The organism is Streptomyces sp. NBC_01341 (assembly GCF_035946055.1).
Lineage (GTDB): Bacteria > Actinomycetota > Actinomycetes > Streptomycetales > Streptomycetaceae > Streptomyces.
Map to the genome: position 1 here is coordinate 2383947 of NZ_CP108364.1, position 25639 is coordinate 2409585.

Consider the following 25639-nt stretch of genomic DNA (forward strand, 5'->3'; position numbering starts at 1 on the left):
GGACGCGATGCCATGTCGGAGGCTGCATCCACTCGAGTCGCCCTGGCGAAGAGCACAACATCGAGAAAGACGACAAGACGACACCCGGCGAGCACGGGCACGACCGCCCTGCTGCCGTCACTCGCGCCACTCCTCCACGAGTGGGTGCCCCGGCAGCGGTGGTTCGCGGGCAAAGGACAGCCCGTCACCGGGTTCTCGCTGGTGGCCGCGACGGAGATACTGCCGCTGGACGCCGCGGGCACGGGACCCGGACTGCTGCACCTGCTCGTCCGGGTCCACCAGCCGAGCGCACGGCCCGCGCAGTCGCAGGGCGACTGCTACCAGCTCCTGCTCGGTGTGCGCACGGCTCTGCCGCAACGGCTGGCCGCGGCACGCATCGGCCAGGTCACCGAAGGACCGCTGGCCGGGCGGACCCTGTACGAAGGGCTGCACGACCCCCGCGTCGCCGACCTTCTGCTGGAACGATTCCGTAACCCCGGATCCCTCGGCCCCCTCCACTTCGACCGGGCCGGTCCGGTCCCGGCGGGGCTCACCCCGCGGGTCCTGGACACCGAGCAGTCCAACTCCTCTCTGGTGTACGGCGACGCGCTCATCCTGAAGATCTTCCGCCGGGTGTTTCCGGGCATCAACCCCGATCTGGAGCTGCCGCTCGCCCTCGGCCGCGAGGGCTGCGGCCGGGTCCCGGCCCCGGTCGCCTGGTTCGAGGCGGCCACCGGGCCGGAGCCGCTCACGCTCGGGGTACTGCAGCCGTTCCTGCGCGGCGCACAGGACGGATGGCAGCTCGCCCTCGCCGCCCTCGCGGCCGGACGTGACTTCGTGCCCGAGGCGCACGCGCTCGGCCGGGCCACCGCCGAGGTCCACACGGCGCTCGCCGCCGCCCTGCCGACACCCCCGCTGGCACACGACCGGACCCGGCACCTGGTGGCCGGGATGGTGGAGCGGCTGGAGGCCGCCGCGCAGGCGGTGCCGGCGCTCGTCCCGTACGTACCGGGCCTGCGGACCGCGTTCGACGCGGTCGCGGCGCTGGGGGAGACGGGACGCGGCTGGGCCGCCCAGCGGGTCCACGGCGATCTGCACCTCGGTCAGACCCTGCGGGACGACGACGGTTTCTGGTCACTGATCGACTTCGAGGGCGAGCCGGCCAGACCGCTGCCCGAGCGCCGGAGCCCGCAGCCGACGGTGCGCGACGTCGCGGGAATGCTCCGCTCCTTCGACTACGCGGCCCGCTCCCACCACCCGTGGAACCCGGAGTGGGCGGCCCGCTGCCGTACCGCCTACTGCGAGGGCTACGCCCGCGCGGCCGGCACCGATCCGCGCGCCGAGCCGGAACTGCTGCGCGCCCACGAGACCGACAAGGCGGTGTACGAGGTGCTCTACGAGGCCCGGCACCGTCCCGACTGGCTGCCCGTCCCGATGGCCGCCATCCAGCGCCTGGCCGCCGCGCCGGCGTGAACTCCCCTTCCCCGTTCCCCCCTTCCCCGTTCTCCCCTTCGAGTCTTCCGAGGAGGCAGTCTCTGTGACCGCCCGCAAGCCGTCCCGCAAGTCGCCCGAGCCCATCGAGGCCCCGCCCGCGGCAAAGCCGGTGACCACCGAGGTCACGGCGGCCGCTCCGGCCGAGCCCCCCGTCCCGGCCGCGGAGACCACCGCCGCGGCACCGGCACCGGTCAAGCGTGCCCGCGCCAAGCGGACCACTGCGGCCACCGGTACCCCGCCGCGTCCGCGCCGCGGCGGGGGCAGCAAAAACGTACTGCCCGCCACCGTCCTGGACGACGCGGACCGGGGCAGGCTGCTCGCCGGTGAGCACCACGCCCCGCACGGCGTCCTGGGCGCGCACCCGGTCACGGGCGGGGTGCTCTTCCGGGCCCTGCGCCCCTTCGCCCGCTCCGTGGCCGTGCTGGCCGGGGGCAAGCGTGCCGAGCTGCAGAGCGACGGCGACGGCTTCTTCTCCGGAATCCTCCCGATGCCGGCGGTGCCCGACGCCTACAGCCTGCAGGTCGCGTACGACGACAACACGATCGAGGTGGACGACCCGTACCGCTTCCTGCCGGCCATCGGCGAACTGGACCTCCACCTGATCGGTGAGGGCCGGCACGAGGAGCTCTGGAAGGCGCTCGGGTCCACGCCCATGGAGCACCAGGGCGTCATGGGCACCCGCTTCACGGTCTGGGCGCCGAACGCCCGGGGCGTCCGTGTCACGGGCGACTTCAACTACTGGGACGGCACCGCCTTCCCCATGCGCTCGCTGGGCTCCACCGGCATCTGGGAGCTGTTCCTCCCGGGTGTGGGCGAGGGCTCGGCCTACAAGTACGACATCTGCCGGCCCGACGGGTCGCACACCCAGCGGGCCGACCCGATGGCCCGGCACACCGAGGTGCCTCCCGCCACCGCCTCGGTGGTCACGGCGTCCCACCACGCCTGGCAGGACGCCGACTGGATGGCGCACCGGGGCGACCGCCCCGTCCACGAGGCGCCGTTCTCCGTGTACGAGGTCCACCTGCCGTCGTGGCGGCCGGGCCTGACGTACCGGCAACTCGCCTCACAGCTACCCGCGTACGTCCGCGAGCTGGGCTTCACGCACGTGGAGCTGATGCCGGTGTCGGAGCACCCGTTCGGCGGCTCGTGGGGCTACCAGGTCACCGGCTTCTTCGCCCCGACGTCCCGGATGGGCACCCCCGACGACTTCCGCTTCCTCGTCGACGCGCTGCACGCGGCGGGCATCGGGGTCCTCATGGACTGGGTGCCGGCGCACTTCCCGCGCGACGACTGGGCACTCGCCGAGTTCGACGGGCGGCCACTGTACGAGCACTCCGACCCGAGGCGGGCCGCGCACCCCGACTGGGGCACCCTGGAGTTCGACTACGGCCGGACGGAGGTCCGCAACTTCCTGGTCGCCAACGCCACGTACTGGTGCGAGGAGTTCCACATCGACGGCCTGCGCGTGGACGCGGTGGCCTCGATGCTCTACCTCGACTACTCCCGCGAGGACGGCCAGTGGTCGCCGAACGAGTTCGGGGGCCGGGAGAACCTGGACGCTGTGGCCTTCCTCCAGGAGATGAACGCGACGGTCTACCGCCGCAACCCCGGCGTCGTCACGATCGCCGAGGAGTCGACCGCCTGGGAGGGGGTCACCCGCGCCACCGACCACGGCGGCCTCGGCTTCGGCCTCAAGTGGAACATGGGCTGGATGCACGACTCCCTGGTCTACGTGTCCAAGGAGCCGGTGCACCGCAAGTACCACCACAACGAGATGACGTTCTCGATGGTGTACGCCTACAGCGAGAACTACGTGCTGCCGATCTCGCACGACGAGGTCGTGCACGGCAAGCAGGCGCTGGTCAGCAAGATGCCCGGGGACTGGTGGCAGCAGCGGGCGAACCACCGCGCCTACCTCGGCTTCATGTGGGCGCACCCCGGTAAGCAACTCCTCTTCATGGGACAGGAGTTCGCACAGGGAGCGGAGTGGTCCGAGGGCCACGGCCCCGACTGGTGGCTGCTCGACGAGACCTACGAGGCCTCCGGTGACCACCGCGGCGTACGCACCCTCGTCGGCGACCTGAACGCCGTGTACGGCGCGCTGCCCGCGCTGTGGCAGCGCGACACCGACCCGGCGGGCTTCTCCTGGATCGACGGCGGCGCGGCGGAGGACAACGCGTTCTCCTTCGTGCGCTACGACGCGGACGGCTCGCCGCTGATCGCCGTCTCCCACTTCTCCCCGGTGGTGCGGCACGACTACCGCATCGGCGTCCCGGACGGCCCGGAGGCCTGGGTGGAGATCATCAACACGGACGCGGCCCGCTACGGCGGGAGCGACGTGCGCAACGAGGAGCCGCTGAAGCCGGAGGCGGTGCCGGCGCACGGCCGGGACACCAGCATCACGCTGACGCTCCCGCCGCTGGCGACGGTCTGGCTGCGGCCGGCCTGAGGTCCGCGAGGGGACGGCGCGCGGTTTCCCGGGGCGCCGCCCCCTCGCCGTCCCGTGCGGCGGAACGCGCCCGCCCGGTCAGACCGCCGCCGGGAGCACGTCCTCCAACTCCTGGAGCAGGCGGCGCTTCGGCCTGGCGCCGACCATCGACTTCACCGGTTCGCCGCCCTGGAAGACCATCAGTGTCGGCATCGACAGCACGGCGTAGCGGCTCGCGGTCCCGGGGTTGTGGTCCACGTCGATCTGGACGACCTTGAGGCGGTCCGACTCCTCCCGGGCGACAGCGCTGAGCACCGGCGCCAGTTGGCGGCAGGGGCCGCACCAGTCCGCCGTGAACTCGACCAGGACCGGCAGGCCCGCCTCCAGTACCTCGGCGCCGAACGTCGCGTCCGTGACCTCGGCGACACCCTCTGCGTGGATCATCCCTCGTCCTCCCGGCTCAGTTCGCATCGTGGTTCGGGGCCGCCCGGCAGACCGGCGGAGGCCTCCAGTTCGGCACGGGTGAGCTGGGCACCCACCTCCGCACGAATGGACTTCAACTGGTCGATGAGCGAGTCCAGTTCGTCGAGCTTGCGCCGGTAGACCGCCAGAGACGCGGGGCACGCGTCGCCCGCCGGGTGACCGGCGCGCAGGCAGTCGACGAAGGGGCGGGTCTCCTCCAGGTCGAACCCGAAGTCCTGCAGGGTCCGGATCTGCTCGATCAGACGCAGATCGCCCTCGTCGTACGTGCGGTAGCCGTTCTCGGCGCGGCGCGCGTGCAGCAGGCCGCGTGACTCGTAGTACCGCAGCGTCCGTGTCGTCGTCCCGGCGCGTTCGGCCAGTTCCCCGATTCGCATACCGCGACCGTAATCCTTGACGTCGGCGTCAAGGCAAGAGCCGAAGGGGCGAACTGCTCGGCCTCGGAGGGCATGCGGGCCTGGGCAGCGGTGTACGCGGCGGTCAATGCCACCATGCCGGACACGTCCAGGACGCTCACGGACGGCCGGGGGCCGGCGTTCAGCTCATCGTGTGCTTCCTCGAGCACCTGCAGGGCTGTGTCCGCGCGGTCCGTACGGCGCAGCGGTGTCGCGGCTGCCCGCGCCACTGCGGCGAGGAGGACCGGTCGGCCCTAGCTGCGCCCGACACCCCCTACCCCTACGCCGCACTCCGTCGGTGCGACCTCACCGTCCAGGTGAGCACCAAGCTCAACCTCAGCCACCTCGTGCACGAACGGCGCGCGTCACCCTGCCGTGCCACGGCCGGATCGAGAAGGACCACCAGCGCGGCGGCATCCAGAGCACATCCGTCGAGGACTACGACCGCATCCGCGACACGATGGCGCAGACCCTCGACGGCTTCGAGGACTTCAACCGCCGCGTGCGTCTGCCGCTCGGCTTCCGCATCAAACAGCCCGCCCGCGAACTGGTCTTCCTCACCCTCGAGCGGCCAGGCCGAGTTCTCCACCGCGCCCCTGCCCGACGTGGTCCCCGCGCCCGGCACCCTGGCGCTCGGCACAATCTGGCGACCGTGACGCGCAACGTTGTGATCCGACGGCGGGGCAGGCATCGTGGATGCTGTGGACGAGGAACGCGCCCAAGCAGCGATGAAAGCGCTGACACTCGCCGCCTTCGAATGCCGAACCGACCACTACCGCTGAGCAGTTCTACGTCAGGCGCCAGTGGGAAATCGCAGCAGTAGCGTCGTGTTTCTGTCCTTGACTCAGCGACGGCGCAGCCGTCCGGCCGAGCAAGGCGCCGGCAGGCGGCCGACCCCCATCGCCCAGGGCTCGTTGCCCCAGCGCGAAACCGATCGACACGGCGCTCAGGCATGCGGTGACCGAGACGACCACAGGACAGAGAGTAATCGGGCAGATGGGCTGATGCCGGGGGACATCCGTAGGATCGTCGCGGGTTGCGATGGCTCCACCTGCTGTTCGTCCCTGAAGCCGATATGCCAAGTGGTGGGACGAAAACAGCGCTGTGCAGAATTTGAGGCATCACGGGACCCGTGCGGCTCTCGACGTCACATGACGGAGCGGATGGTGCCGCCGTCGACGCGGATGGTCGCGCCGCTGACATAGTCGGCGTAGGGACTACTGAGGTAGGCGACTGCGCCGGCGACCTCGTCGGGTCGGCCGAAGCGGTGTGTGTCGTTGGGCACGTAGCTGTCGGCAGCGTTGCGTTCGATCTCTTCCCAGGTATCACCCCAGCCGCGTTCGGGGGCCATTTCTGTAAGCATGTCCCGGACGGCGTCCACCATGATGGCTCCTGGTGAGACGATGTTCGAGGTCACTCCAGTTCCCTTCAGCTCACGAGCCAGGGAGACGGCAAGGTTGTGACGCGCAGCGAGCGTGGCGTTGTAGTGGGGCTGCGCGGCCATGGGCTGTGAGGCGAGTCCGCCGCCGATCTGGATGACGCGCCCCCAGCCCTTGGCCCGCATGCCCGGCACCAGTCGCTGGATCATACGTACGCCTGAAACGACGTTCACCTCGTAGGTATGTGTCCAGGTGGCGGCGTCGGCTGAGTCCCAGCCTGCGTGATCGTATGCTCCGGCATTGTTGACCAGGATGTCGATGTCGCCGGCGCGATCGGCCACGGTGTCGGCTCCGTCCTCTGTCGCGAGGTCACCGATTACCGCCGCGACCGCGCCGATGTCCTGTGCTACTGCGTGTGCTCGGGTTTCGTCCCGTCCGTGCACAACAACGTCCGCGCCCTCAGCTGCCAGTAGCCGCGCGATCGCGACGCCGAGGCCGGAACTGGAGCCCGTCACAAGAGCCCGGCGGCCTGTGAGTTCGAGGTCCACAACGGTCCTTCCCTTCGTGTGCATGGGTGCGTGAGCCGCAACCCCCGTCTGCGATTGCGGGGTCTGCGCAGGGACGCGCCAGGCATGCGGTTCACGCCTGGCGGTCCGGCAAAAGTATGTTTCGGCCTGATGTGGCGAGGCGTCTTCGTTCCGCTCAGGGGCAGGGGGTCAGGCCGCGCCTAGGCCGTTCAGGAGTGTGGAGGCGACGAGGTCCGCCGCCTGCGGAGGGTCCAGGTCGGGGAACCGGTGGGCGACAGTGTCGACGAGCTGGTCGAGAACGCTCCGCGCCCAGACCGCGTCGACGTCGGCGCGCAGGTATCCCTCGTCCAGCGCGCGGCGGATGAAGGAGTCGAGGCGTGCGCTCTGCTCCTGCCGACGGTTACGGGCAGAGGGATCGTTCTGCATCAAGCGGCGAGTGTCGAGAGGCCATTCGCGACTGACGGGGATGATCCCCTCCAGGTAGCGGTGGAGGGCGACCGGCAGGGGGGCCTCCACCAGGCGGGCCTCGTCCAGGACACGCTCGGAGGAATCGAGCTTGGCCTGGAAGACGGCGCTGAGCAGGGCTTCACGGTTCGCGAAGCGTCGGTGGACGGTGGTTCGGTCGACTCCGGCGGCGGCGGCGATGGCCGACATGGAGGTGCCCGGGTCCTCGGCCAGGAGCCGAGCTCCGGCATGGAGGACCGCAGTCAGATTGCGTGCGGCGTCAGCTCTCATGGTCCGGCGAGCCTATCCCTTCGGGTCACTTAAATCGATATCGTCCCAGCGTGAGATGCAACACGCTACTGTTCTGCATCTCTGCTGTTGCATTTGTGTCCGTTTCGTCTACGGTTGAGTTGCTGCGCCACTCGGGGTGCTGAACGAGACGAAACGAGGAACACTCAATGTCACGGACTTGGCTGATCACTGGGGGTTCGCAGGGCCTGGGCAAGGCTCTCGTGCTCGCCGCCCTGGAGGCCGGCGACAACGTCGTGGTGACCTCCCGCAAGCCTGAGGCGCTGGCTTCTCTGAAGGCCGAGAACCCCGAACACCTTCAGACGGTGGCGCTGGACGTCACCTCCGCGTCCCAGTCCCGGGACGTTGTTGCCACTGCGGTAGACCGGTTCGGTTCCGTGGACGTCGTGGTGAACAACTCCGGCTACGCAACCAGCGGCTCGATCGAGGACTTCCCCGAGGACGAGTTCCGCGCGCAGATCGACGTCAACCTGTACGGCGTGGTCAACGTGACCAGGGCTGTCCTGCCGGTCATGCGCCGCCAGCGGTCCGGACACATCGTGCAGATCTCTTCCATCGGCGGACGCGTGGGCGGAACGCCGGGACTGAGCGCCTACCAGACCGCCAAGTTCGCCGTCGAGGGATTCTCCGAAGCCCTGGCGAACGAGGTGGCACCGTTCGGGATCAAGGTCACCATTGTCGAGCCGGGTGGCATCCGTACCGGCTGGGCCGCGGGTGCGGCGGAGCCTTCGGGCCCCATCACCCCTGACTACGAGGAGACCGTGGGTCTGTGGCTGGCCCGGTTCGCGGAGTACGCCGGCAACGAGCCCGGTGACCCTGACCGCATGGCCCGCGCGATCACCCGAGCCGTGGACGCCGAGGAGCCCCCGCGCCGCCTGCTGCTCGGCAGCGACGCCCTTGGCATCGCCATCGCCTCGGAAGAAGGCCGCCTCGCCGAGGCCAACAAGTGGGCCGAGGTCAGCCGTTCCACGGACTACCCCTCCGCCTGAGAGCGCCGCGGGCAAAGGGCGCGCGCCGGTCGAAACCCGCGCCGTGCCCGCCGCATCGACCCCAGCGACAGTCCGCCCCGTCGAGCAGACCACCGATTCCTGCAGAGGTGAGAAGCAGTGAGCAAGACCTTTCTGATAGCCGGTGCCGCGGGGGGCCTAGGAGGCCGCATCGTCGAGGCGGCGCTCGCCGCCGGCCACAACGTGATGGCAACTGACCTGTCACCCGACGCGGTGCCCGTCCCCGACGAGCACCGCGAGCGACTGCGCATACGCGCCATGGACGTGACCGATCCGGCCTCCGCCCGTGGCGCCGTCGCCCACGCGGTTGCCGAGTTCGGAGCCATCGACGTCCTCGTGAACAGCGCCGGCGCCCGAAGCGTCGGCTCCATCGAGGACATGTCCGAGGACGCGTTTCACAGCGACGTGAACGTCAACTTCTTCGGCGCCGTCAACACGGTGCGCGCCGTACTTCCGGTGATGCGCCCGCGTCGTTCGGGCAGCATCATCAACCTCTCCACCATCGGCGGCCGCCGCAACCAGCCCGGTCTAGGCGCCTACCAGTCATCGAAGTGGGCACTGGGCGGTTTTACCGAGATCCTCGCGCGTGAGGTCGCCCCCATCGGGATCCGCGTCACACTCCTGGAACCGGGCGGCATCCGAACCCCCTGGGCAGCAGCCCCCATGCCTGTGCCGGACATCCACGAGGAGTACGAGGAAACGGTCGGCGTCTTCGCCCGCACGTACAACAACAACCCCGACGTGCAGCGTGGCGACCCGGTCAAGATGGCCGCCGTGATCCTGCGCCTCACCGAGGAGCCGGCACCTCCGATGCGGCTGCTGCTGGGCTCCGACGCTGCCTGGCTCGCCCCGCAGATCGCCGAGGCACGCGCCGCCGAGGACGCCGCCTGGCGCGAGGTCAGCGCCTCCACCGACCGCGACGGACTCGGAGACTTCGCCGACTCAGCAGTCGCCCGAATGGTCCGCCCGCCCACGAGGAACTGACCACAGCTGGACTGCCAGCCAGGCGTGCCGCCCAGCAGCATTCGCTCCCGCAGAACGGCTGGCACCACCACCGCTGCGACCTTCGGCGCGCCGTTATCGCAGGCTCGCGAGCCAGTCCGGCTTGCCTCCGCAGCACGTCGCACAAGACCCGATCGGGACCCATCAGCGCGCCTACGCCCTGATCTCCCCACCTCTTCCCCCTATGCACGCGAAGGAACGACAGACATGACTGTGCGTAACAACCTGTACATCGGTGGTTCCTGGATCGCTCCCAGTGACCCAGGCTTGACCCTCGACATCCTCTCCCCCCACGACCAATCGGTCCTCGGCCGTGTGGCGCAGGCCGCACCGGCCGACGTTGACAAGGCTGTGGCCGCGGCCCGCGCCGCCTTCGACCACGGCCCGTGGCCCCACACCACGCCGGAGGAACGCCAGGAGGTCGTCCGCCGCTACGACGCCCTGCGTACCGCCCGCGCAGACGAAATCGCTGCGGCCATCTCTGCGGAAAACGGTTCCGCCGGCTGGTTCACCAAGGTCGGGCAGCCCTTCCTGACCCGCCAGGTCAATGCCTACCTCAAGGCGGCCGAGGAGTTCGGCTGGGAAGAGGTCGTCGCACCCTCCGACCCGTCGGTGGCCTTCGACACCATCGTGCGCCGCGAGGCGATCGGCGTGGTTGCCGCAGTGATCCCCTGGAACTCGCCTTTCTCCGCGGCCACTGCCAAGCTGATCCCGGCTCTCCTGGCCGGCAACACCGTCGTGCTGAAGGTCTCCCCGGAGAACTCGCTGAGCATGGCCTTGCTGGCGGACCTCTGGCACGAAGCCGGCCTGCCCCAGGGTGTGCTCAGCGTCCTTCCGGCGGACCGTGAGACCAGTGAGTACCTCGTCTCGCACGCCGGGGTGGACAAGATCTCCTTCACCGGCTCGACGCGAGCCGGCCGGCGAATCGCGTCCATCGCAGGTGAGCAGCTCAAGCGCGTAGGCCTGGAACTGGGCGGCAAGTCCGCTGCCCTGATCCTGGACGACGCGGACCTCACCGCCGCGATGCAGGGTCTGCGATTCGGCTCGCTCGGTAACAACGGTGAGGCATGCATCCTGCAGACCCGCATCCTGGCCCCGCGCAGCCGCTACGAAGAGGTCGTGGCAGCCGTCAAGGACATGGTCGAGTCACTGAAGGTCGGCGACCCCGCCGCACCCGACACCTTCATCGGCCCGATGATCCGCCGCGACCAGCAGCAGCGTGTCATCGACTACATCAACATCGGCATCGAGGACGGCGCGCGGCTGGTGACCGGCGGACCGCAGGTCCCCGAGGGGCTCGAAAAGGGCAACTACGTCACCCCGACCGTCTTCGCCGACGTCGACAACAGCATGCGCATAGCACAGGAGGAGATCTTCGGCCCGGTTCTGGTCGTCATCGCCTACGACGACGAGGACGACGCTGTCCGCATCGCCAACGACTCCGAGTACGGTCTGTCCGGCGGCATATGGGCGTCGGATGCCGACCGTGCCCTGGACGTCGCCCGACGCCTGCGCACCGGCACCGTCACGCTGAACGGATCGCCCATCAGCTTCGACGGCCCCTTCGGCGGATACAAGGCGAGCGGTCTCGGCCGTGAGTACGGCAAGGTCGGCCTGACCGGCTACGTCGAGCACAAGTCGATCACCCGCACCCGGTAGTCACGCTCCATCGGGACGGGCCCTCAAGCACACAGGGCCCGTCCCACCTCAGCGCCGGTCCAACCGGCCTCTCCCCCAGCCCGTGCCCCCGCCTGCACCACTACTGCACCCAGTGGCCGAGACCGGTGGCCGGCATGAGCCCGCCGTGGGTCTCCTCCCCAAGTACCCGCAACGCGGGCCATACCGCCGCCGTCCTACCTGCCTGCGTCAGAAACGCGCCCGTAGGACGGACCCGGCCCGCCCGCACCCGCCCCGGAGAGTCGCTCCATGCCCCGTTCTCCAACCGACTCACCTTCGCGGTCCTCGCGACCGGTGCCGGCGTGTTCTCGATGCTTCAGTCACTGATTGCACCGGCTCTGCCGACGGTCCAGCACGCACTGCACACTTCCCGGTCCACCGCGACCTGAGTGATGACCGCCTTCCTGCTGTCCGCCTAGGTGTTCACGCCGATCTTGGCAGCGCCGGCGACCTGCTCGGGGCAAGAAGCGGACCATGGTCGCCGTCCTGGTGACCGTCCTTGCGGGCTGCCTGCTCGCCACCCTCGCACCGGACATCGGTGTCCTGATCATCGCCCGGATGATCCAGGGTGCCGGCGGAGCCCTCTTCCCGTTGCCGTCCGGCATCATCCGCGACCAGAGTTCGCGCGCGACAAGGCCAGCAGCAGCATCAGCAACCTGTCTGCCGTGATCGCCGCCGGCGGCGGCCTCGGTACGGTTGCTGCAGGCCCGATCATCGACTACCACTGGCTGTTCTGGATCCCCGTCATTCGCCGCTCCAACCGGTCCCCTTGGTGACGGCCGCCGACCGGGCAACTCGGTCCCGTATAGCGCGCTAGTTCCGCCGGGCTCCCGGCTTCGGGGAGAGCCGGTCTCGTACACGTTTCCGTTCATCCCCTAGCCCGGAGGGCTCACGCGGTCGACAGGCAGGATTGCGTGTGAATGGGGCGTGGTAACGAGAAAGGGTGCGGCGAAGTGCGAACTGCTGCGGCCTCTCGGTGACGGGGGATCGGGGTCGACCAAGCCACGGCGCTGAGCCGGGAACGGACCCCGTGAGATGGGTTCCGGGGTCACCTGTCCTGCTTGAACCGACCTACCGACGAGGAGTGGACATGGACTTGGACGCGGCCTACGAACGGGCTCTGGACACCGCAAGTGAACTCCTCGGACAGCGCCTGGAACTCCCGCTGAGCCCCAGCGAGCCTCCATCCGGGGCTGACTTCCGAAAGGTCGCGACGGTCCACGCCTTCGGAGACTCCTGGACCCGTACCGCACTCTCGAAGCACGACCGGTCTCTGGTTTCAGTCGCCATCACCGCCACACTGGGCGCATTCGAACCGCTGCGCGGGCAGCTGCGCATCGCGCTCAACAACGGTGTCACCCAGGACGAGGTCGTTGACCTGTTCATCCACGTTGCGGTCTACGCGGGTGTAGCTCGCGCGTTCGAGACCTACCAGATCGCCGTTGCCGTCTTCGCTGAGGGCACGTCCTCCAGCGGCGTCTGATGCATGCGTTGTGCCTGGCGCAGGCTCGAACTGCACCCGTCACGGGCATGTGACGGCGGAGGAGATGAAGGGCCGGGAGGGGCATCGGCCGTATCCGGTGTGGAACTCGGGCTGCCGACACTTGAACCGACGGGAGCAGGTTTCAGGCACCAAAGCCTTCCGCAGGGCGTTCATGCCGTACTCGAAGCGCTCGTCAAAGTCGTCCGAGATCACAGGGGCGCGACAGATATGAGGGTGGGTAGTGGCAGCCATGGGTCGGGTCTGGTGGCGGCGTCGCCCGTGGGACCAGTCGGCCGGTTGGCCGCGCCGTGGAAGAGGTGGACGACGAGAGCGATGAAGAGGCGCTTGGTCTCGTTGCAGGTGAGCGGTATCAGTCCGTCTGGCTTCGGATGACGGGTGTGTTCGTCCGTACGGACGACGGTGAGGAAGGCACGGGCCAGCATCGCGAGGGTGACCCAGTAGTACCAGGACGTCCAGCCGCCTCACCTGGTGTTCGTCCAGCCCGGCCAGCACCTTGCCGGGCTGGGCTTCCTCGGCGGTCCATCTGCGTCCGGCGACCCGCACCAGGGTTGGACAACAGAACCTGGGCGGCCGAGTAGCAGCGGCAGAAGGCGAATTCGCCGGGCGACGGGGCAGCCTTCGGGAAGTAGAGCGGCCGGGGCCATTGACGGTCGGCCCAGGTGCATCTACATAACACTGAGAGCGCTCTCAGAATCCTTCCCGGCACGTCCCCACCGGAGGTTCACTTGCGTACGAGCCGCACCGTCCCCCACAGACGCACATCCCTCCTCGCCCTCCTCACCGCCCTGGCACTCACCCTCGCCGGAGTGATCACCGTCGCCGGCTCCGGGTCCGCCCGCGGCGACGTGCCGACCACACCCGGCTGGGACCTGAAGTGGAGCGACGACTTCAACGGCGCGAACCGCAGCCTGCCGTCGTCGGCGAACTGGCAGATCGACACGGGCCACGGCTACCCCGGCGGTCCCGGCAACTGGGGCACCGGAGAGATCCAGAACTACACCGCCAGCCCCGACAACGTCAGCCTCGACGGCAACGGCAACCTCCGCATCACGCCGCTGCGCGACGGCGCCGGCAACTGGACCTCGGGCCGGATCGAGACCAAGCGGGCCGACTTCAAGGCGCCGGCCGGCGGCACCCTGCGCATCGAGGGCCGCGTCCAGATGCCGAACGTCACCGGCAACGCCGCCCTGGGTTACTGGCCCGCCTTCTGGGCCCTCGGCTCGCCCTACCGGGGCAACTACTGGAACTGGCCGGGCATCGGCGAGTTCGACATCATGGAGAACGTCAACGGCATCAACTCCGTCTGGGGCGTGCTGCACTGCGGGGTCAACCCGGGCGGCCCCTGCAACGAGACCACGGGCCTCGCCAGCAACCGGACCTGCCCGGGTGCGAGCTGCCAGTCCGCGTTCCACACCTACCGCTTCGAGTGGGACCGCGCTGTCACCCCCAACGCGCTGCGCTGGTACGTCGACGGCCAGCTCTTCCACAGCATCACGCAGAGCCAACTGGACGCCGCGACGTGGGCGAACATGACGGACCACGCCGGGTACTTCCTCCTCCTGAACCTCGCGATCGGCGGGGCGTTCCCGAACGCGCTCGGCGGCTCCACCCCGACCGCCGAGACGGTGCCGGGCCGGCCCATGCTGGTCGACTACGTCGGTGTCTGGACCAAGGGCGGCGGCGGGACCACCGACCCGCCCACCGATCCCCCCACCGACCCGCCGACCGGTTCCTCCACCCTCGCCCTGCGCACCGGCGGCGGCCTCGGCGCGGCCCAGTCCTCCGCCTCGTCCGTGACGGTCGCCTCCGCGGGTGGCGGCAACTACGACGGCACCCCGCACAGCCCGCAGACGTTCACGGCCACCGGCGTCACGCGGGCGTACGACGGCGGCTCCACCCAGTTCGACGTCTTCGCCGATTCGGGCACCACCGTCGCCAACGGGGTGCAGGTGCGCATCAGTTACGACCGTACCGGCGACGGGACCTGGGACCGCACGGAGACGTACAACTACTTCGCCACCGATCCCGTCAGCGGGTACGAGCACTACACCCAGTCCAAGGGGCTCAAGTCCTCGACCGGAAGCCACGGCAACCTGTCCAACGGGACGGTGAAGGTCGAGGTCTGGAACGCCATCGGCAACGGCACGAGCACCGTGGGGACCGGCAACCAGTCGGTCGTCCACATCCCGTACGGCTGATGATTCGTCAGGACCTTTGCAGATAGCAGGTGTAGGCACCCGTCACGGTGGTCTCCGTTCCTCCCTGGCCGACCGTCAGGGTCACCTCGGAGTCCCCCATGACGCTGAACCCGTCCGCGTAAGCGCCGCCGCGCCGCCAGTCCTTCGGCGCGGCGGCGTAGACGCGTTCGCACGCGGTCCTGGCATATCCGTCGCCTCCCCGGACATCGGGGTCGCCGGGGAGGGTCCGGTCCACCTTCACGTGGCCGAGCACCCTCAGGTCGTGCGGCTTCGCGCAGTCCACGGGCCGCACGACCTCCGCCGCACCGAGCCCCGTGTCACCCGTGGTGGCACACCGCCCGTCCGCGAGGCCGGCGACCGGGGCCAGCACCTCGGCGGCGTCCTCGGCGCCCTTGCCGCCGGAAGGCCCCTTGCCCTTCACCGGCTCACCGAAGGCGCTGAGCGCGAAGGCCGCGCGCAACCGCTTCACACCGAGGAGTTCCCGCTGCTCGTGGAGCCGGTCCAGCACGGGCCCGAGGTCGGCGGTGGCCGAGGACAGCCGCCCGTCGGCGTCGAGGCGCACCGTGACGTCGACCGGGTCGAGGCCCCAGTCGCCCTGGAGGCTCTGCAGGTCGCGGGGCAGCAGTTCGGACGCGACCTCGGGGAGAGCGGTCACCGCGTACACCCGGCTGCCGTCGGCCTTGCGTACGGGCTTCTCCCGCGGGATCAGGCGCGGCACGAGATCCGCGAGGGTGCCGCTGTACGGGGCCGCGTCGCCCGCGGCGTGCGCCGCGATCACGCCGGTGGACTCACCGAGTTCGTTGACGGCGCGGGGTGTGAACTTCAGCCAGGAGGAGGCTCCGTGCCGAACGTAGACGTCCTCACCGGATGTAGCGAGCACCCGCCCGCCCTTCGGGTCCGCCGCACCGAGCCGCTCCCGGAGCCCGGCCGGGAAGTGCCGGTCGGCGTCGAGGCCGAGCTTCGCGAAGGACGTACCGCGCGCGTAGTCCAGGCTGCCCCGCGTGCGGTCCACCGCGTCGCCGCCGGCCGCCCCGTAGGTCAGCGTCGAGCTGAAGACGGCGGTGCCCGCGTCGCGGGTGGCGTCGGTCGCCGCCTGGAACTGCTCGGCGAGCGGCCTTCCGTAGACCGCTTCCCCCGCCGGGGCCTTGTCCTCGGCGGCGCATCCGGCCATGCCGATGATGACCGGGAGCAGCAGCGCGGCTGCGGCTCTCCGGTGTCGTGCGGTATTCAGTGTGCCCACCCCTTGCGCCTGGTCAGGGCATTGTTCGCGCCTGGCCGGAAAGTCTGATCGTGATCGCTGCGGACGCCCGGCGCCAGCACGGAATGATCACGCTCTCCGATTACCGGACATCGGTGACAGGGCGGCCGGACATGCCAGGGCATGGCGGTGCGGCCGGCACGGGATACCCGTGCCGGCCGCACCGTCGCGCCCAGGCCTCCTCGGACAGAACACCTAGGCCTTGACGAGCGAGGGCTTCTCCTCGTCCCCGCCCCTGGCGTCCGGGACGTGCGGCTCGCCGCTGTGGGCGTCGTCCGTCATCGTCTGCTCGTCGAACGGGAGGACGCCGGAGAGGACCCGGTCCACCCGCTCCCGGTCGATCTCCTTGGTCCAGGTGCCCACCAGCACCGTCGCCACCGCGTTGCCCGCGAAGTTCGTCAGGGCGCGGGCCTCGCTCATGAAGCGGTCGATGCCGACGATCAGGCCGACCCCGTCGACCAGTTCGGGGCGGTGCGACTGCAGGCCGCCCGCGAGGGTGGCGAGGCCGGCGCCGGTGACGCCCGCGGCGCCCTTGGAGGCGATCACCATGAAGACGAGGAGCGAGATCTGCTCGCCGATGCTCAGCGGGTCGCCCGTGGCGTTGGCGATGAAGAGCGAGGCCATGGTGAGGTAGATGGCGGTGCCGTCGAGGTTGAAGCTGTAGCCGGTCGGCACGGTGATGCCGACGACGGGCTTGCTGACGCCCATGTGCTCCATCTTCGCGATGAGCCGCGGCAGCGCCGACTCGGACGACGACGTGGACAGGATCAGCAGGAACTCGCGCCCGAGGTACTTCAGCAGCGACAGGATGTTGATGCCGGCCACCACCCGCAGGATCGTGCCCAGGATCACGAACACGAACAGGGCGCAGGTGACGTAGAAGCCGACCATGATGATGGCGAGGGACTTCAGGGCGTCCACGCCGGTCTCGCCGACGACCGCGGCCATGGCACCGAACGCTCCGACCGGCGCCGCCCACATGATCATCGCAAGGATGCGGAAGACCAGGCGCTGGATGTGGCCGATGCCGCGCAGGACCGGCTCGCCGGCCGACCCCATCGCCTGCAGCGCGAAGCCCGCGAGCAGCGCGATGAGCAGCGTCTGCAGGACCTCGCCCTCGGTGAAGGCGGAGACCATGGTGGTGGGGATGATCCCGAGCAGGAAGTCCACGGTGGACTCGCTTGCGCCCGAGGCCTGCTTCTCGCCCGCGGCCCGTGCAGCGTCGGTGAGGTGCAGGGTGGAGCCGGGCTCCAGGATGTTGCCCACGACGAGGCCGATGGCCAGGGCGACCGTCGACATCACGAGGAAGTATCCGAGGGCGAGCCCGCCGACCGCGCCGACCTTGGCGGCCTTCCGTACGGAGCCGACCCCCAGCACGATCGTGCAGAAGATGATCGGCGAGATCATCATCTTGATGAGGGCGACGAAGCCGGTACCGATGGGCTTGAGCTCCACGGCGAAGTCCGGCGCCACCAGGCCCACGGTGATGCCCAGCACCACGGCGGCGATCACGGCCAGGTACAGGTAGTGCGTACGGTCCCGTCGTGCGGCTTTCTCTGCCACGGGGGTCTCCTCGGGTATGCGGTGGCTCCCCGTCCCTGGGGGCCCCGGTGACTATTCACTTCCCTGTGACGCCCGTCACCCTTGTGTTCATATCGTTCACGGACGTTTATCGGCCACCTTGGGCCGGTGCCCGGCGCCAGGCAGACTGTGGGGCATGCGTCTGCCCCGTACCCTGCCCCGCAGCCTGGCCGGTCAGCTGTTCGCGATGCAGGCCCTGCTCGTGGCGGCGGTCGTCGCCGGGTGCGCCTTCTTCGCCTATGCCTCGGGCCGGTCGCAGGCCGAGGAGACCGCGGCCCGCCAGGTGCGTGCGGCCGCCCTCGCGATGGCCGGATCACCCTCCGTACGGGAGGCGATCCGTACCCCGGACCCGTCCGCCGTACTCCAGCCCTACGCGGAGCGGGTGCGGGCTGACACCGGGATCGCGTTCGTCACGATCATGGATCCGGACGGCGTCCGCTGGACCCACCCCGACCCCTCCCAGATCGGCCGGAGGTTCATCGGGCACACCGAGCGCGCCCTCGCCGGCGAGACCTTCGAGGAGACCTACACCGGCACGCTCGGGCCCTCGATACGGGTCGTCACGCCGATCCGCGACGGCGACAGGATCGTCGGGCTCGTCAGCGCGGGCATCACGGTCGAGCGGGTGTCGACCCAGGTGCGGGAGCAGCTGGGCGCCCTCGGGACCGCCGCGGGCGCCGCACTCGCGCTCGGCGGGCTCGGGACGTACGTGATCAACGCGAGGCTGCGGCGGCACACGCACGGGATGAACGCCCGGGAGCTGAGCCGGATGCACACGTATCACGAGGCCACCCTGCACGCCGTGCGCGAGGGGCTGCTGATGCTGGACGGCCGGCGCAGGGTCGCCCTGATCAACGACGCGGGCCGGGAGCTGCTGGGGCTGGCGCCGGGCGCGGTCGGCCGCCGGGTCGACGAACTCGCGCTGCCCGCCCCGCTCACCGGGGCGCTCCTCGCGTCCGAGCCGCGGGTGGACGAGGTCCACCTGACGGCGGACCGCGTGATCGTGGTCAACACGAGCCCGGTGGTCGGCGGTGAGCGGCGCGGCACGGTCGTGACCCTGCGGGACCACACGGAGTTGCAGGCGCTGTCGGGCGAGCTCGACTCCGAGCGCGGCTTCACGCAGGCGCTGCGCTCGCAGGCGCACGAGGCCGCGAACCGGCTGCACACCGTGGTGTCGCTGATCGAGCTGGGCCGGGTCGACGAGGCCGTGGAGTTCGCGACGGCCGAGCTGGAGCTCGCGCAGGTCCTCACCGACCGGGTGGTGGGGGCGGTCGCCGAGCCGGTGCTGGCCGCGCTGCTGCTCGGCAAGGCGGCGCAGGCCCATGAACGCGGCGTGGAGCTGGCCCTCGCCGAGGACAGCCTGATCGACGACGGGGCGCTCCCGCGTTCGCTGGCACCGCGGGATCTGGTGACGATCCTCGGCAACCTGATCGACAACGCGGTGGACGCCGCGTCCGAGACGGCGACGGGCGGGGGCGGCCCCGTACCCGCGCAGCGCACCGGTCCGGTGCGGGCCCTGGTCACCGTGACCGCGCTCACCGAGGCGGGCGAACTGCTGCTGCGCGTCGCGGACACCGGCGGCGGGATCGGCCCGGACGACGCGGACGAGGTGTTCCGTCGCGGCTGGACGACACACGGTACGGGGCGCGGGCTGGGCCTGGCGCTCGTGCGGCAGGCGGTCCACCGCAACGGCGGGACGGTCACGCTGGGCAGGGCGCCGGACGGCGGCGCGGAGTTCACGGTGCGGCTGCCGCTCACCGGCCGCGCCGCGGGGGCGAAGGTGGTCACGGCATGATCCGGGTGCTGGTCGTGGAGGACGACCCGGTGGCCGCCGACGCCCATCAGCTGTACGTGGGCCGGGTGCCGGGCTTCGAGGTGGCGGCCGTCGCCCACTCCCGGGCGGAGGCCGTACGGGCGCTGGACCGCACGGAGGTGGATCTGCTCCTGCTGGACCTCTACCTGCCGGACGGGCACGGCCTGCAGCTGCTGCGCTCGCTGCGGGCGGCGGGGCACGGTGCGGACGTCATCGCGGTGACGTCGGCGCGCGACCTGGCGGTGGTGCGGGAGGGGGTGTCGCTGGGCGTCGTGCAGTACGTGCTGAAGCCCTTCACCTATCCCACGCTCCGGGACCGGCTCGTGCGGTACGCCGAGTTCCGGGCGGCGGCCGGTGAGGCGAGCGGCCAGGAGGAGGTGGACCGGGCTCTGGGCGCGCTGCGGGTCGCGGACCCCGCGACGCTGCCCAAGGGCCTGAGCGGGCCGACCCTGCGGGCCGTGACCCGGGCCCTGCGGGAGTCCCCGGAGGGGGCGACGGCAGCGGCCACCGGGGAGGAACTGGGCATCTCGCGGATCACCGCCCGCCGCTATCTGGAGCACCTGGTGACCGCCGGACGGGCCGAACGGCGCCCGAGCTACGGCCAGGTGGGCCGTCCCGAACTGCATTACCACTGGGTGGCCGAAACCCGCTGATGAGCCCGGCAGCCCTCCGCCGACGCGCTAGGAGGATCATACGAAGGGTGAACTGATAAGAACAGCCTGTAGCCAGGCCGATCCCGGCCTCATACGGTGGGGCCGTGCACCCCACTCCACCCTTCAACGCCCCCGCCGCCCGCCGACTCCGCGAGGCACTGGGAATGGCTCCAGGACATGTTGCGTACGGTCTCGGAGCCCAGTACGGGCTGCTGATCACGGCGGAAACCGTGATGGCCTGGGAGCGGGGTACGGCCCTGCCCGGCGAACGCGAACTGATGGCACTGGCCGGTGTGCTGTGGTGCGCCCCGGGTGATCTGCTGGCCGCCGCGAGCACGCTGCGCGAGCACAGGATCGCGCGCGACCTCTCCGTGGAGGACCTGGCCCGGTCGCTCGGGATGACCGGGGGCGCGTACACGCGGATCGAGGAGTCGGGCCGCTGGAGGGGCAACGAGCGCCAGGCGGTGGCCCTCTGCGAGGCGCTGGACATGTCGGCCGCGCAGTTCCTGACCGCGACCGGCCGCAACGAGGAGCTCGCCGACCTGCTGACCAGGGCGGTGACGACCCGCTGGCAGGCCTACGTACGGCCGGTGGACAAACTCGTCCCGCTGGACCGGATCCTGGTGCAGGACGTGCTGGAACAACTGCACGCCGACTACCAGGCGTTGATGGTCTCGACACTCAGCTGGAACACCACGAACCGGGACCGGGCCGGCACAGCGGGCGACGCGGGACGGGAGTTCATCGGCCGGGTCGTCGAGGAGTTCTGGCGGACCGCGGGCATCTGAGCCCCGTGGCCCCGCCCGGGTGGGCGCGGCTCCGTCCCGCGGCGACGGCCCCGGCGCTCCAGAGGGAGACCGAGGCCGTGCGGGCGCCGGACGCGAGCCCGGCGGAGGGATCAGAAGACCGACTCGGCCTCGTACATCCGGTCGCTCGGGACCGTCTTCAGCCGGGTCACGGCGTCCGCCAGGGGCGCCATCACGATGTCGGTCCCGCGCAGCGAGGTCATCCGGCCGAAGTCCCCGCGGTGCACGGCCTCCACCGCGTTCCAGCCGAAGCGGGTCGCCAGCACGCGGTCGTACGCCGTCGGCGTGCCGCCGCGCTGCACGTGCCCGAGGATGACCGGCCGGGCCTCCTTGCCCAGGCGCAGCTCCAGCTCGGCGGCGAGGCGGTTGCCGATGCCCTGGAAGCGCTCGTGGCCGAACTGGTCGATCTCGCCCTTGGTGTACGGCATGGAGCCCTCCGCGGGGTGCGCGCCCTCGGCGACACAGATGACGGCGAACTTCTTGCCCCGGGAGAAGCGCTCCTCGACCATCTTCACCAGGTCGTCGACCTGGAAGGGCCGCTCCGGCAGGCAGATGCCGTGGGCACCGCCGGCCATCCCGGACTCCAGCGCGATCCAGCCCGCGTGGCGGCCCATGACCTCGACCACCATGACGCGCTGGTGCGACTCGGCGGTGGTCTTGAGACGGTCTATGGCATCGGTCGCGACGCCCACGGCGGTGTCGAAGCCGAAGGTCCGGTCGGTGGCCGAGATGTCGTTGTCGATGGTCTTGGGGACGCCGACGACGGGCATGCCCGCCTCGGACAGCATCCGCGCGGCGGTCAGCGTGCCCTCGCCGCCGATGGGGATCAGGGCGTCGATGCCGTAACGGAGCGAGAGCTCCGCGCAGTTCTCCGCCGCCTCGCGCAGCCGGTCGCGCTCCAGCCGTGCCGAGCCGAGGATGGTGCCGCCACGCGCCAGGATGCCGCTGACCGCGTTCAGGTCGAGGGGCCGGAAGTGGCCGTCGAGCAGCCCCTTGAAACCGTCCTCGAAGCCGATGACCTCATCGCCGTGCCCCACCACGGCACGATGCACGACCGACCGGATCACGGCGTTGAGGCCTGGGCAGTCGCCGCCTGCGGTGAGAATTCCGATGCGCATCGTGCTCTGTCTCCTGCTCGCTAGTGGCATGCATTCCAGGGACCCCTCGAAAACCCCCGTACCGTGAGCCACGACGATTGTCCCACGCCGGGCCCTGGCCACGTGCTTCCGGCTTCGCCGGTGCGGGTCCTTCCGGTGCCCGGGAGGGCCCGGAGCGGGTACCCGCCGGAGGGCGTCCCGCCTGATCCGGTGGGTATCGTCAAAAGGGCAATGCCAGCCAAACAGGACGGGAGAGCACGCGTGACGCGCAGCGTGTACGTGACCGGGATCGACCGGGGGGACGGCCGCCAGGTCGTCGATCTGGGAGTCATGGAGCTCCTGACGCGTCAGGTGGACCGCGTCGGCGTCTTCCGGCCACTCCTGCACGACGGACCCGACCGGCTCTTCGAGCTGCTGCGGGCCCGCTACCGGCTCTCCCAGAGCCCGGACACCGTGTTCGGGCTGGACTATCACGCGGCCTCGGCCATACAGGCGGAGAAGGGGACCGACGAACTGGTCTCCCTGCTGGTGGACCGTTTCCACCGGGTGGCACGCGACTACGAGGTCGTGCTGGTGCTCGGCAGCGACTTCGCCGCCACCCAGCTCCCGGACGAGCTGGCGCTGAACGCCCGGCTGGCCAACGAGTTCGGCGCCTCGGTGATCGCGGTCGTCGGCGGCCAGGACCAGGACGCCGAGTCCGTGCGGGCCGAGACACGCAACGCCTACCGCGCGTACACCGGCCTCGGCTGCGACGTCCTCGCCATGATCGTGAACAGGGTGGCGTCCGAGGACCGGGAGGACATCGCCGAGCTGCTGCGCACCCAGCTGCCGGTCCCCTGCTCGGTGCTGCCCGACGACCCGGCGCTCTCCGCGCCCACCGTCGCCCAGATCACCGCTGCCCTGGGCGGCACGGTCCTGCTCGGTGACGACGCGGGACTGGCCAGGGACGCGCTGGACTTCGTCTTCGGCGGGGCGATGCTGCCCAACTTCCTGAAGGCGCTGACCCCGGGCTGCATGGTGGTGACCCCGGGCGACCGCGCCGACCTGGTCGTCGGGTCGCTCGCCGCGCACAGCGCGGGCACCCCGCCCATCGCGGGCGTACTGCTGACCCTGGACGAGCGTCCCGGCGAGGAGATCCTCCGGCTCGCGGCCCGCCTCGCACCGGGCACCCCGGTCGTGGCGGTGGCGGGCGGCTCCTTCCCCACGGCCGGTGAACTCTTCGCCCTGGAAGGGAAGCTGAACGCGGCGACGCCCCGCAAGGCCGAGACCGCGCTCGGCCTCTTCGAGCGCCACGTGGACACCGCCGCCCTGCTCGACCGCATCTCGGTGGCCCGCAGCGGCCGGGTCACCCCGATGATGTTCGAGCACGAACTGCTGGAACAGGCCCGCGCCGACCGGCGGCGCGTCGTACTGCCCGAGGGCACCGAGGAGCGCATCCTGCGCGCCGCCGACGTGCTGCTGCGCCGTGACGTCTGCGATCTGACGCTGCTCGGCGACGTGGAGACCATCCGCAGGAAGGCCGCCGACCTGGGCGTGGACCTCGCGGGCAGCCACGTCGTCGACCCGCAGACCTCCGAGCTTCGCCAGGGCTTCGCCGAGCGGTACGCCGAGCTGCGCGCGCACCGCGGGGTGACGGTGGAACTGGCGTACGACGTGGTCTCCGACGTCAACTACTTCGGCACCCTGATGGTCCAGGAGGGCCTGGCCGACGGGATGGTCTCCGGGTCGGTTCACTCCACGGCGGCGACGATCCGGCCGGCGTTCGAGATCATCAAGACCAAGCCGGAAGCCTCGATCGTCTCCTCCGTCTTCTTCATGTGCCTCGCCGACAAGGTGCTGGTGTACGGCGACTGTGCCGTCAACCCGGACCCGGACGCGGCGCAGCTCGCCGACATCGCGGTCCAGTCGGCCGTCACCGCGTCCCGCTTCGGGGTGGAGCCGAGGATCGCGATGCTGTCCTACTCGACCGGCACCTCGGGCACGGGCGCCGACGTGGACAAGGTGCGCGAGGCCACCGAGCGGGTACGCGCCTCACGGCCGGACCTGAGGATCGAGGGCCCGATCCAGTACGACGCGGCGGTCGAGCCGTCCGTCGCCGCGACCAAGCTGCCGGCGTCGGAGGTGGCGGGCCGGGCGACCGTGCTGATCTTCCCGGACCTCAACACCGGCAACAACACCTACAAGGCGGTCCAGCGCTCGGCGGGCGCGGTCGCGGTCGGCCCGGTCCTGCAGGGGCTGCGCAAGCCGGTCAACGACCTCTCGCGCGGGGCTCTGGTCCAGGACATCGTCAACACGGTGGCCATCACGGCGATCCAGGCCCAGGCGCGGGCCGAGGACAGCGAATGACGGCCGTGACCACCGACCCGACCAGCGGAGGTTCCCGCTCCATGACAGACGCCCGTCGCGTACTCGTGCTCAATTCCGGTTCCTCGTCGCTGAAGTACCAGCTGCTGGACATGCGCGACCGCTCCCGGCTGGCCACCGGGCTCGTCGAGCGGATCGGCGAGTCGGCGTCCCGGCTGGTGCACACGCCCCTGACCGGCGACGGGAAGCCCAGGGAGCGCGCCGGGCGCATCGCCGACCACGAGGAGGCACTGAACGCCGCGGCCGAGGAGCTGGCGGCCGACGGCCTCGGGCTCGACTCCCCCGAACTGGCCGCGATCGGCCACCGGGTGGTGCACGGCGGGCTCAGGTTCAGCGAGCCCGCGGTGATCACCGACGAGGTGCTGCAGGAGATCGAGCGGCTGGTCCCGGTCGCCCCGCTGCACAACCCGGCCAACATCACCGGGATCCGCACCGCCCGGGCACTGCGGCCGGACCTGCCGCAGGTCGCGGTCTTCGACACGGCGTTCCACACGACGATGCCGGAGTACGCGGCGCGCTACGCGATCGACGTCGAGACCGCAGACGCGCACCGCATCCGCCGTTACGGCTTCCACGGCACCTCGCACGCCTACGTGTCGCGCAGGACGGCGGAGCTGCTGGGCCGGCCCGTGGAGGACGTGAACGTGATCGTGCTCCATCTGGGCAACGGTGCCTCCGCGTCCGCGGTGGCGGGCGGCCGGTGCGTGGACACGTCGATGGGACTGACCCCCTTGGAGGGGCTGGTCATGGGTACGCGTTCGGGAGACATCGATCCGGCCGTCACCTTCCACCTGCAGCGGGTGGCGGGGATGTCGACGGACGAGATCGACGTCCTGCTGAACAAGAGGAGCGGCCTGACCGGTCTCTGCGGCGACAACGACATGCGGGAGATCCGGCGCCGGGTGGACGAGGGCGACGAGCGGGCCGCCCTCGCGTTCGACGTCTACATCCACCGGCTGAAGAAGTACGTCGGCGCCTATGCGGCGGTGCTCGGCCGGGTGGACGCGGTGGTGTTCACGGCGGGGGTCGGGGAGAACTCGGCTCCGGTGCGCGAGGCTGCGCTGGCCGGGATGCAGCTCTTCGGCCTTGCGGTGGACGCGGACCGCAATGCCGTGCGGTCCGCCGAACCCCGGCTGATCTCGCCCGACGACGCCAGGGTCGCGGTCGCGGTCGTGCCTACGGACGAGGAGCTGGAGATCGCCGGCCAGACCTTCGCCCTGGTCCACAACTGAGCGGGCCTCCGC

Annotated in this window: 19 protein-coding genes and 3 pseudogenes; 14 read left to right on the top strand and 8 right to left on the bottom strand. The window is 70.5% G+C overall.

Annotation, left to right across the window (positions count from 1 at the left end):
* Positions 1 to 12 precede the first annotated feature (12 nt).
* Together OG206_RS10045 and glgB are read left to right on the top strand one after the other, a co-directional pair.
* Complete coding sequence (locus OG206_RS10045) at positions 13 to 1452, top strand: maltokinase N-terminal cap-like domain-containing protein (RefSeq protein ID WP_327114457.1); 1440 nt, start codon at positions 13 to 15, stop codon at positions 1450 to 1452.
* A 64-nt stretch (positions 1453 to 1516) separates the two neighbouring features.
* Positions 1517 to 3922: a 1,4-alpha-glucan branching enzyme gene (gene glgB, locus OG206_RS10050; RefSeq protein ID WP_327114459.1), complete on the top strand. Its 2406-nt coding sequence runs from the start codon at positions 1517 to 1519 to the stop codon at positions 3920 to 3922.
* Positions 3923 to 4000: 78 nt separating this feature from the next.
* Here glgB and trxA read toward each other — a convergent pair whose 3' ends face one another.
* Together trxA and OG206_RS10060 are read right to left on the bottom strand one after the other, a co-directional pair.
* Positions 4001 to 4345 (bottom strand): thioredoxin, encoded by a 345-nt coding sequence (gene trxA, locus OG206_RS10055; RefSeq protein ID WP_327114461.1) that lies wholly within the window; start codon positions 4343 to 4345, stop codon positions 4001 to 4003.
* Positions 4342 to 4758, bottom strand: a complete 417-nt coding sequence (locus tag OG206_RS10060; RefSeq protein WP_327114463.1) for a MerR family transcriptional regulator — start codon at positions 4756 to 4758, stop codon at positions 4342 to 4344. Before OG206_RS10060 ends, trxA begins: the two co-directional genes overlap by 4 nt.
* Positions 4759 to 5027: 269 nt before the next feature.
* Here OG206_RS10060 and OG206_RS10065 point away from each other — a divergent pair.
* Positions 5028 to 5420 (top strand): annotated as a pseudogene (locus tag OG206_RS10065) (FdhF/YdeP family oxidoreductase); the annotation flags it as partial.
* A gap of 503 nt (positions 5421 to 5923) precedes the next feature.
* On the opposite strand, the gene OG206_RS10070 reads toward OG206_RS10065, so the two are convergent.
* Together OG206_RS10070 and OG206_RS10075 are read right to left on the bottom strand one after the other, a co-directional pair.
* The gene (locus OG206_RS10070; protein ID WP_327114465.1) at positions 5924 to 6703 is read right to left on the bottom strand and encodes an SDR family NAD(P)-dependent oxidoreductase; all 780 of its coding nucleotides are present in this window, start codon (positions 6701 to 6703) and stop codon (positions 5924 to 5926) included.
* Between the two features lie 168 nt (positions 6704 to 6871).
* Positions 6872 to 7417 (bottom strand): TetR/AcrR family transcriptional regulator, encoded by a 546-nt coding sequence (locus OG206_RS10075; protein ID WP_327114467.1) that lies wholly within the window; start codon positions 7415 to 7417, stop codon positions 6872 to 6874.
* A gap of 167 nt (positions 7418 to 7584) precedes the next feature.
* Between OG206_RS10075 and OG206_RS10080 the strand changes: the two genes are divergently transcribed.
* From OG206_RS10080 to OG206_RS10100, 5 genes and pseudogenes are all read left to right on the top strand, one after another.
* A complete protein-coding gene (locus OG206_RS10080; RefSeq protein WP_327114469.1) occupies positions 7585 to 8424 on the top strand; it encodes an oxidoreductase in 840 nt (279 codons plus the stop codon).
* Between the two features lie 117 nt (positions 8425 to 8541).
* Positions 8542 to 9426 carry an SDR family NAD(P)-dependent oxidoreductase gene (locus OG206_RS10085; RefSeq protein WP_327114471.1) on the top strand — a complete coding sequence of 295 codons (885 nt, stop codon included), beginning with the start codon at positions 8542 to 8544 and terminating at the stop codon, positions 9424 to 9426.
* A gap of 225 nt (positions 9427 to 9651) precedes the next feature.
* Positions 9652 to 11103, top strand: coding sequence for an aldehyde dehydrogenase (locus OG206_RS10090; protein ID WP_327114473.1), 1452 nt, complete (start codon positions 9652 to 9654; stop codon positions 11101 to 11103).
* 320 nt (positions 11104 to 11423) lie between these two features.
* A pseudogene (locus tag OG206_RS10095) lies at positions 11424 to 11867 on the top strand (MFS transporter); the annotation flags it as partial.
* 344 nt (positions 11868 to 12211) lie between these two features.
* Positions 12212 to 12604 (top strand): carboxymuconolactone decarboxylase family protein, encoded by a 393-nt coding sequence (locus tag OG206_RS10100; RefSeq protein WP_327114475.1) that lies wholly within the window; start codon positions 12212 to 12214, stop codon positions 12602 to 12604.
* Between the two features lie 234 nt (positions 12605 to 12838).
* Here OG206_RS10100 and OG206_RS10105 read toward each other — a convergent pair.
* Positions 12839 to 13232, bottom strand: a pseudogene (locus OG206_RS10105) (IS701 family transposase); the annotation flags it as partial.
* A gap of 118 nt (positions 13233 to 13350) precedes the next feature.
* Here OG206_RS10105 and OG206_RS10110 point away from each other — a divergent pair.
* Complete coding sequence (locus OG206_RS10110; RefSeq protein ID WP_327114477.1) at positions 13351 to 14823, top strand: glycoside hydrolase family 16 protein; 1473 nt, start codon at positions 13351 to 13353, stop codon at positions 14821 to 14823.
* 7 nt (positions 14824 to 14830) lie between these two features.
* Here OG206_RS10110 and OG206_RS10115 read toward each other — a convergent pair whose 3' ends face one another.
* Both OG206_RS10115 and OG206_RS10120 read right to left on the bottom strand, forming a co-directional pair.
* The gene (locus OG206_RS10115; RefSeq protein WP_327114479.1) at positions 14831 to 16063 is read right to left on the bottom strand and encodes a hypothetical protein; all 1233 of its coding nucleotides are present in this window, start codon (positions 16061 to 16063) and stop codon (positions 14831 to 14833) included.
* A 213-nt stretch (positions 16064 to 16276) separates the two neighbouring features.
* A complete protein-coding gene (locus tag OG206_RS10120; protein WP_327114481.1) occupies positions 16277 to 17644 on the bottom strand; it encodes a cation:dicarboxylate symporter family transporter in 1368 nt (455 codons plus the stop codon).
* Positions 17645 to 17798: 154 nt separating this feature from the next.
* Between OG206_RS10120 and OG206_RS10125 the strand changes: the two genes are divergently transcribed.
* The 3 genes from OG206_RS10125 (at position 17799) to OG206_RS10135 (ending at position 20916) form a co-directional block, all read left to right on the top strand.
* Entirely contained in the window at positions 17799 to 19457 is a 1659-nt protein-coding gene (locus tag OG206_RS10125; RefSeq protein ID WP_327114483.1) for a sensor histidine kinase, read from the top strand.
* On the top strand, positions 19454 to 20128 hold the full coding sequence (locus tag OG206_RS10130) for a response regulator (RefSeq protein WP_327114485.1): 675 nt from the start codon (positions 19454 to 19456) through the stop codon (positions 20126 to 20128). The genes OG206_RS10125 and OG206_RS10130 overlap by 4 nt, the downstream gene beginning before the upstream one ends.
* A 164-nt stretch (positions 20129 to 20292) precedes the next feature.
* Positions 20293 to 20916 (top strand): helix-turn-helix domain-containing protein, encoded by a 624-nt coding sequence (locus tag OG206_RS10135; RefSeq protein ID WP_327122227.1) that lies wholly within the window; start codon positions 20293 to 20295, stop codon positions 20914 to 20916.
* 110 nt (positions 20917 to 21026) lie between these two features.
* On the opposite strand, the gene OG206_RS10140 is transcribed toward OG206_RS10135, so the two are convergent.
* A complete protein-coding gene (locus OG206_RS10140; protein WP_327114487.1) occupies positions 21027 to 22052 on the bottom strand; it encodes an ATP-dependent 6-phosphofructokinase in 1026 nt (341 codons plus the stop codon).
* A gap of 240 nt (positions 22053 to 22292) precedes the next feature.
* On the opposite strand from OG206_RS10140, the gene pta reads away from it, so the two are divergent.
* Positions 22293 to 24377 (top strand): phosphate acetyltransferase, encoded by a 2085-nt coding sequence (gene pta / locus OG206_RS10145; RefSeq protein ID WP_327114489.1) that lies wholly within the window; start codon positions 22293 to 22295, stop codon positions 24375 to 24377.
* A 41-nt stretch (positions 24378 to 24418) separates the two neighbouring features.
* The gene (locus OG206_RS10150) at positions 24419 to 25627 is read left to right on the top strand and encodes an acetate kinase (RefSeq protein WP_442805831.1); all 1209 of its coding nucleotides are present in this window, start codon (positions 24419 to 24421) and stop codon (positions 25625 to 25627) included.
* Positions 25628 to 25639 lie beyond the last annotated feature (12 nt).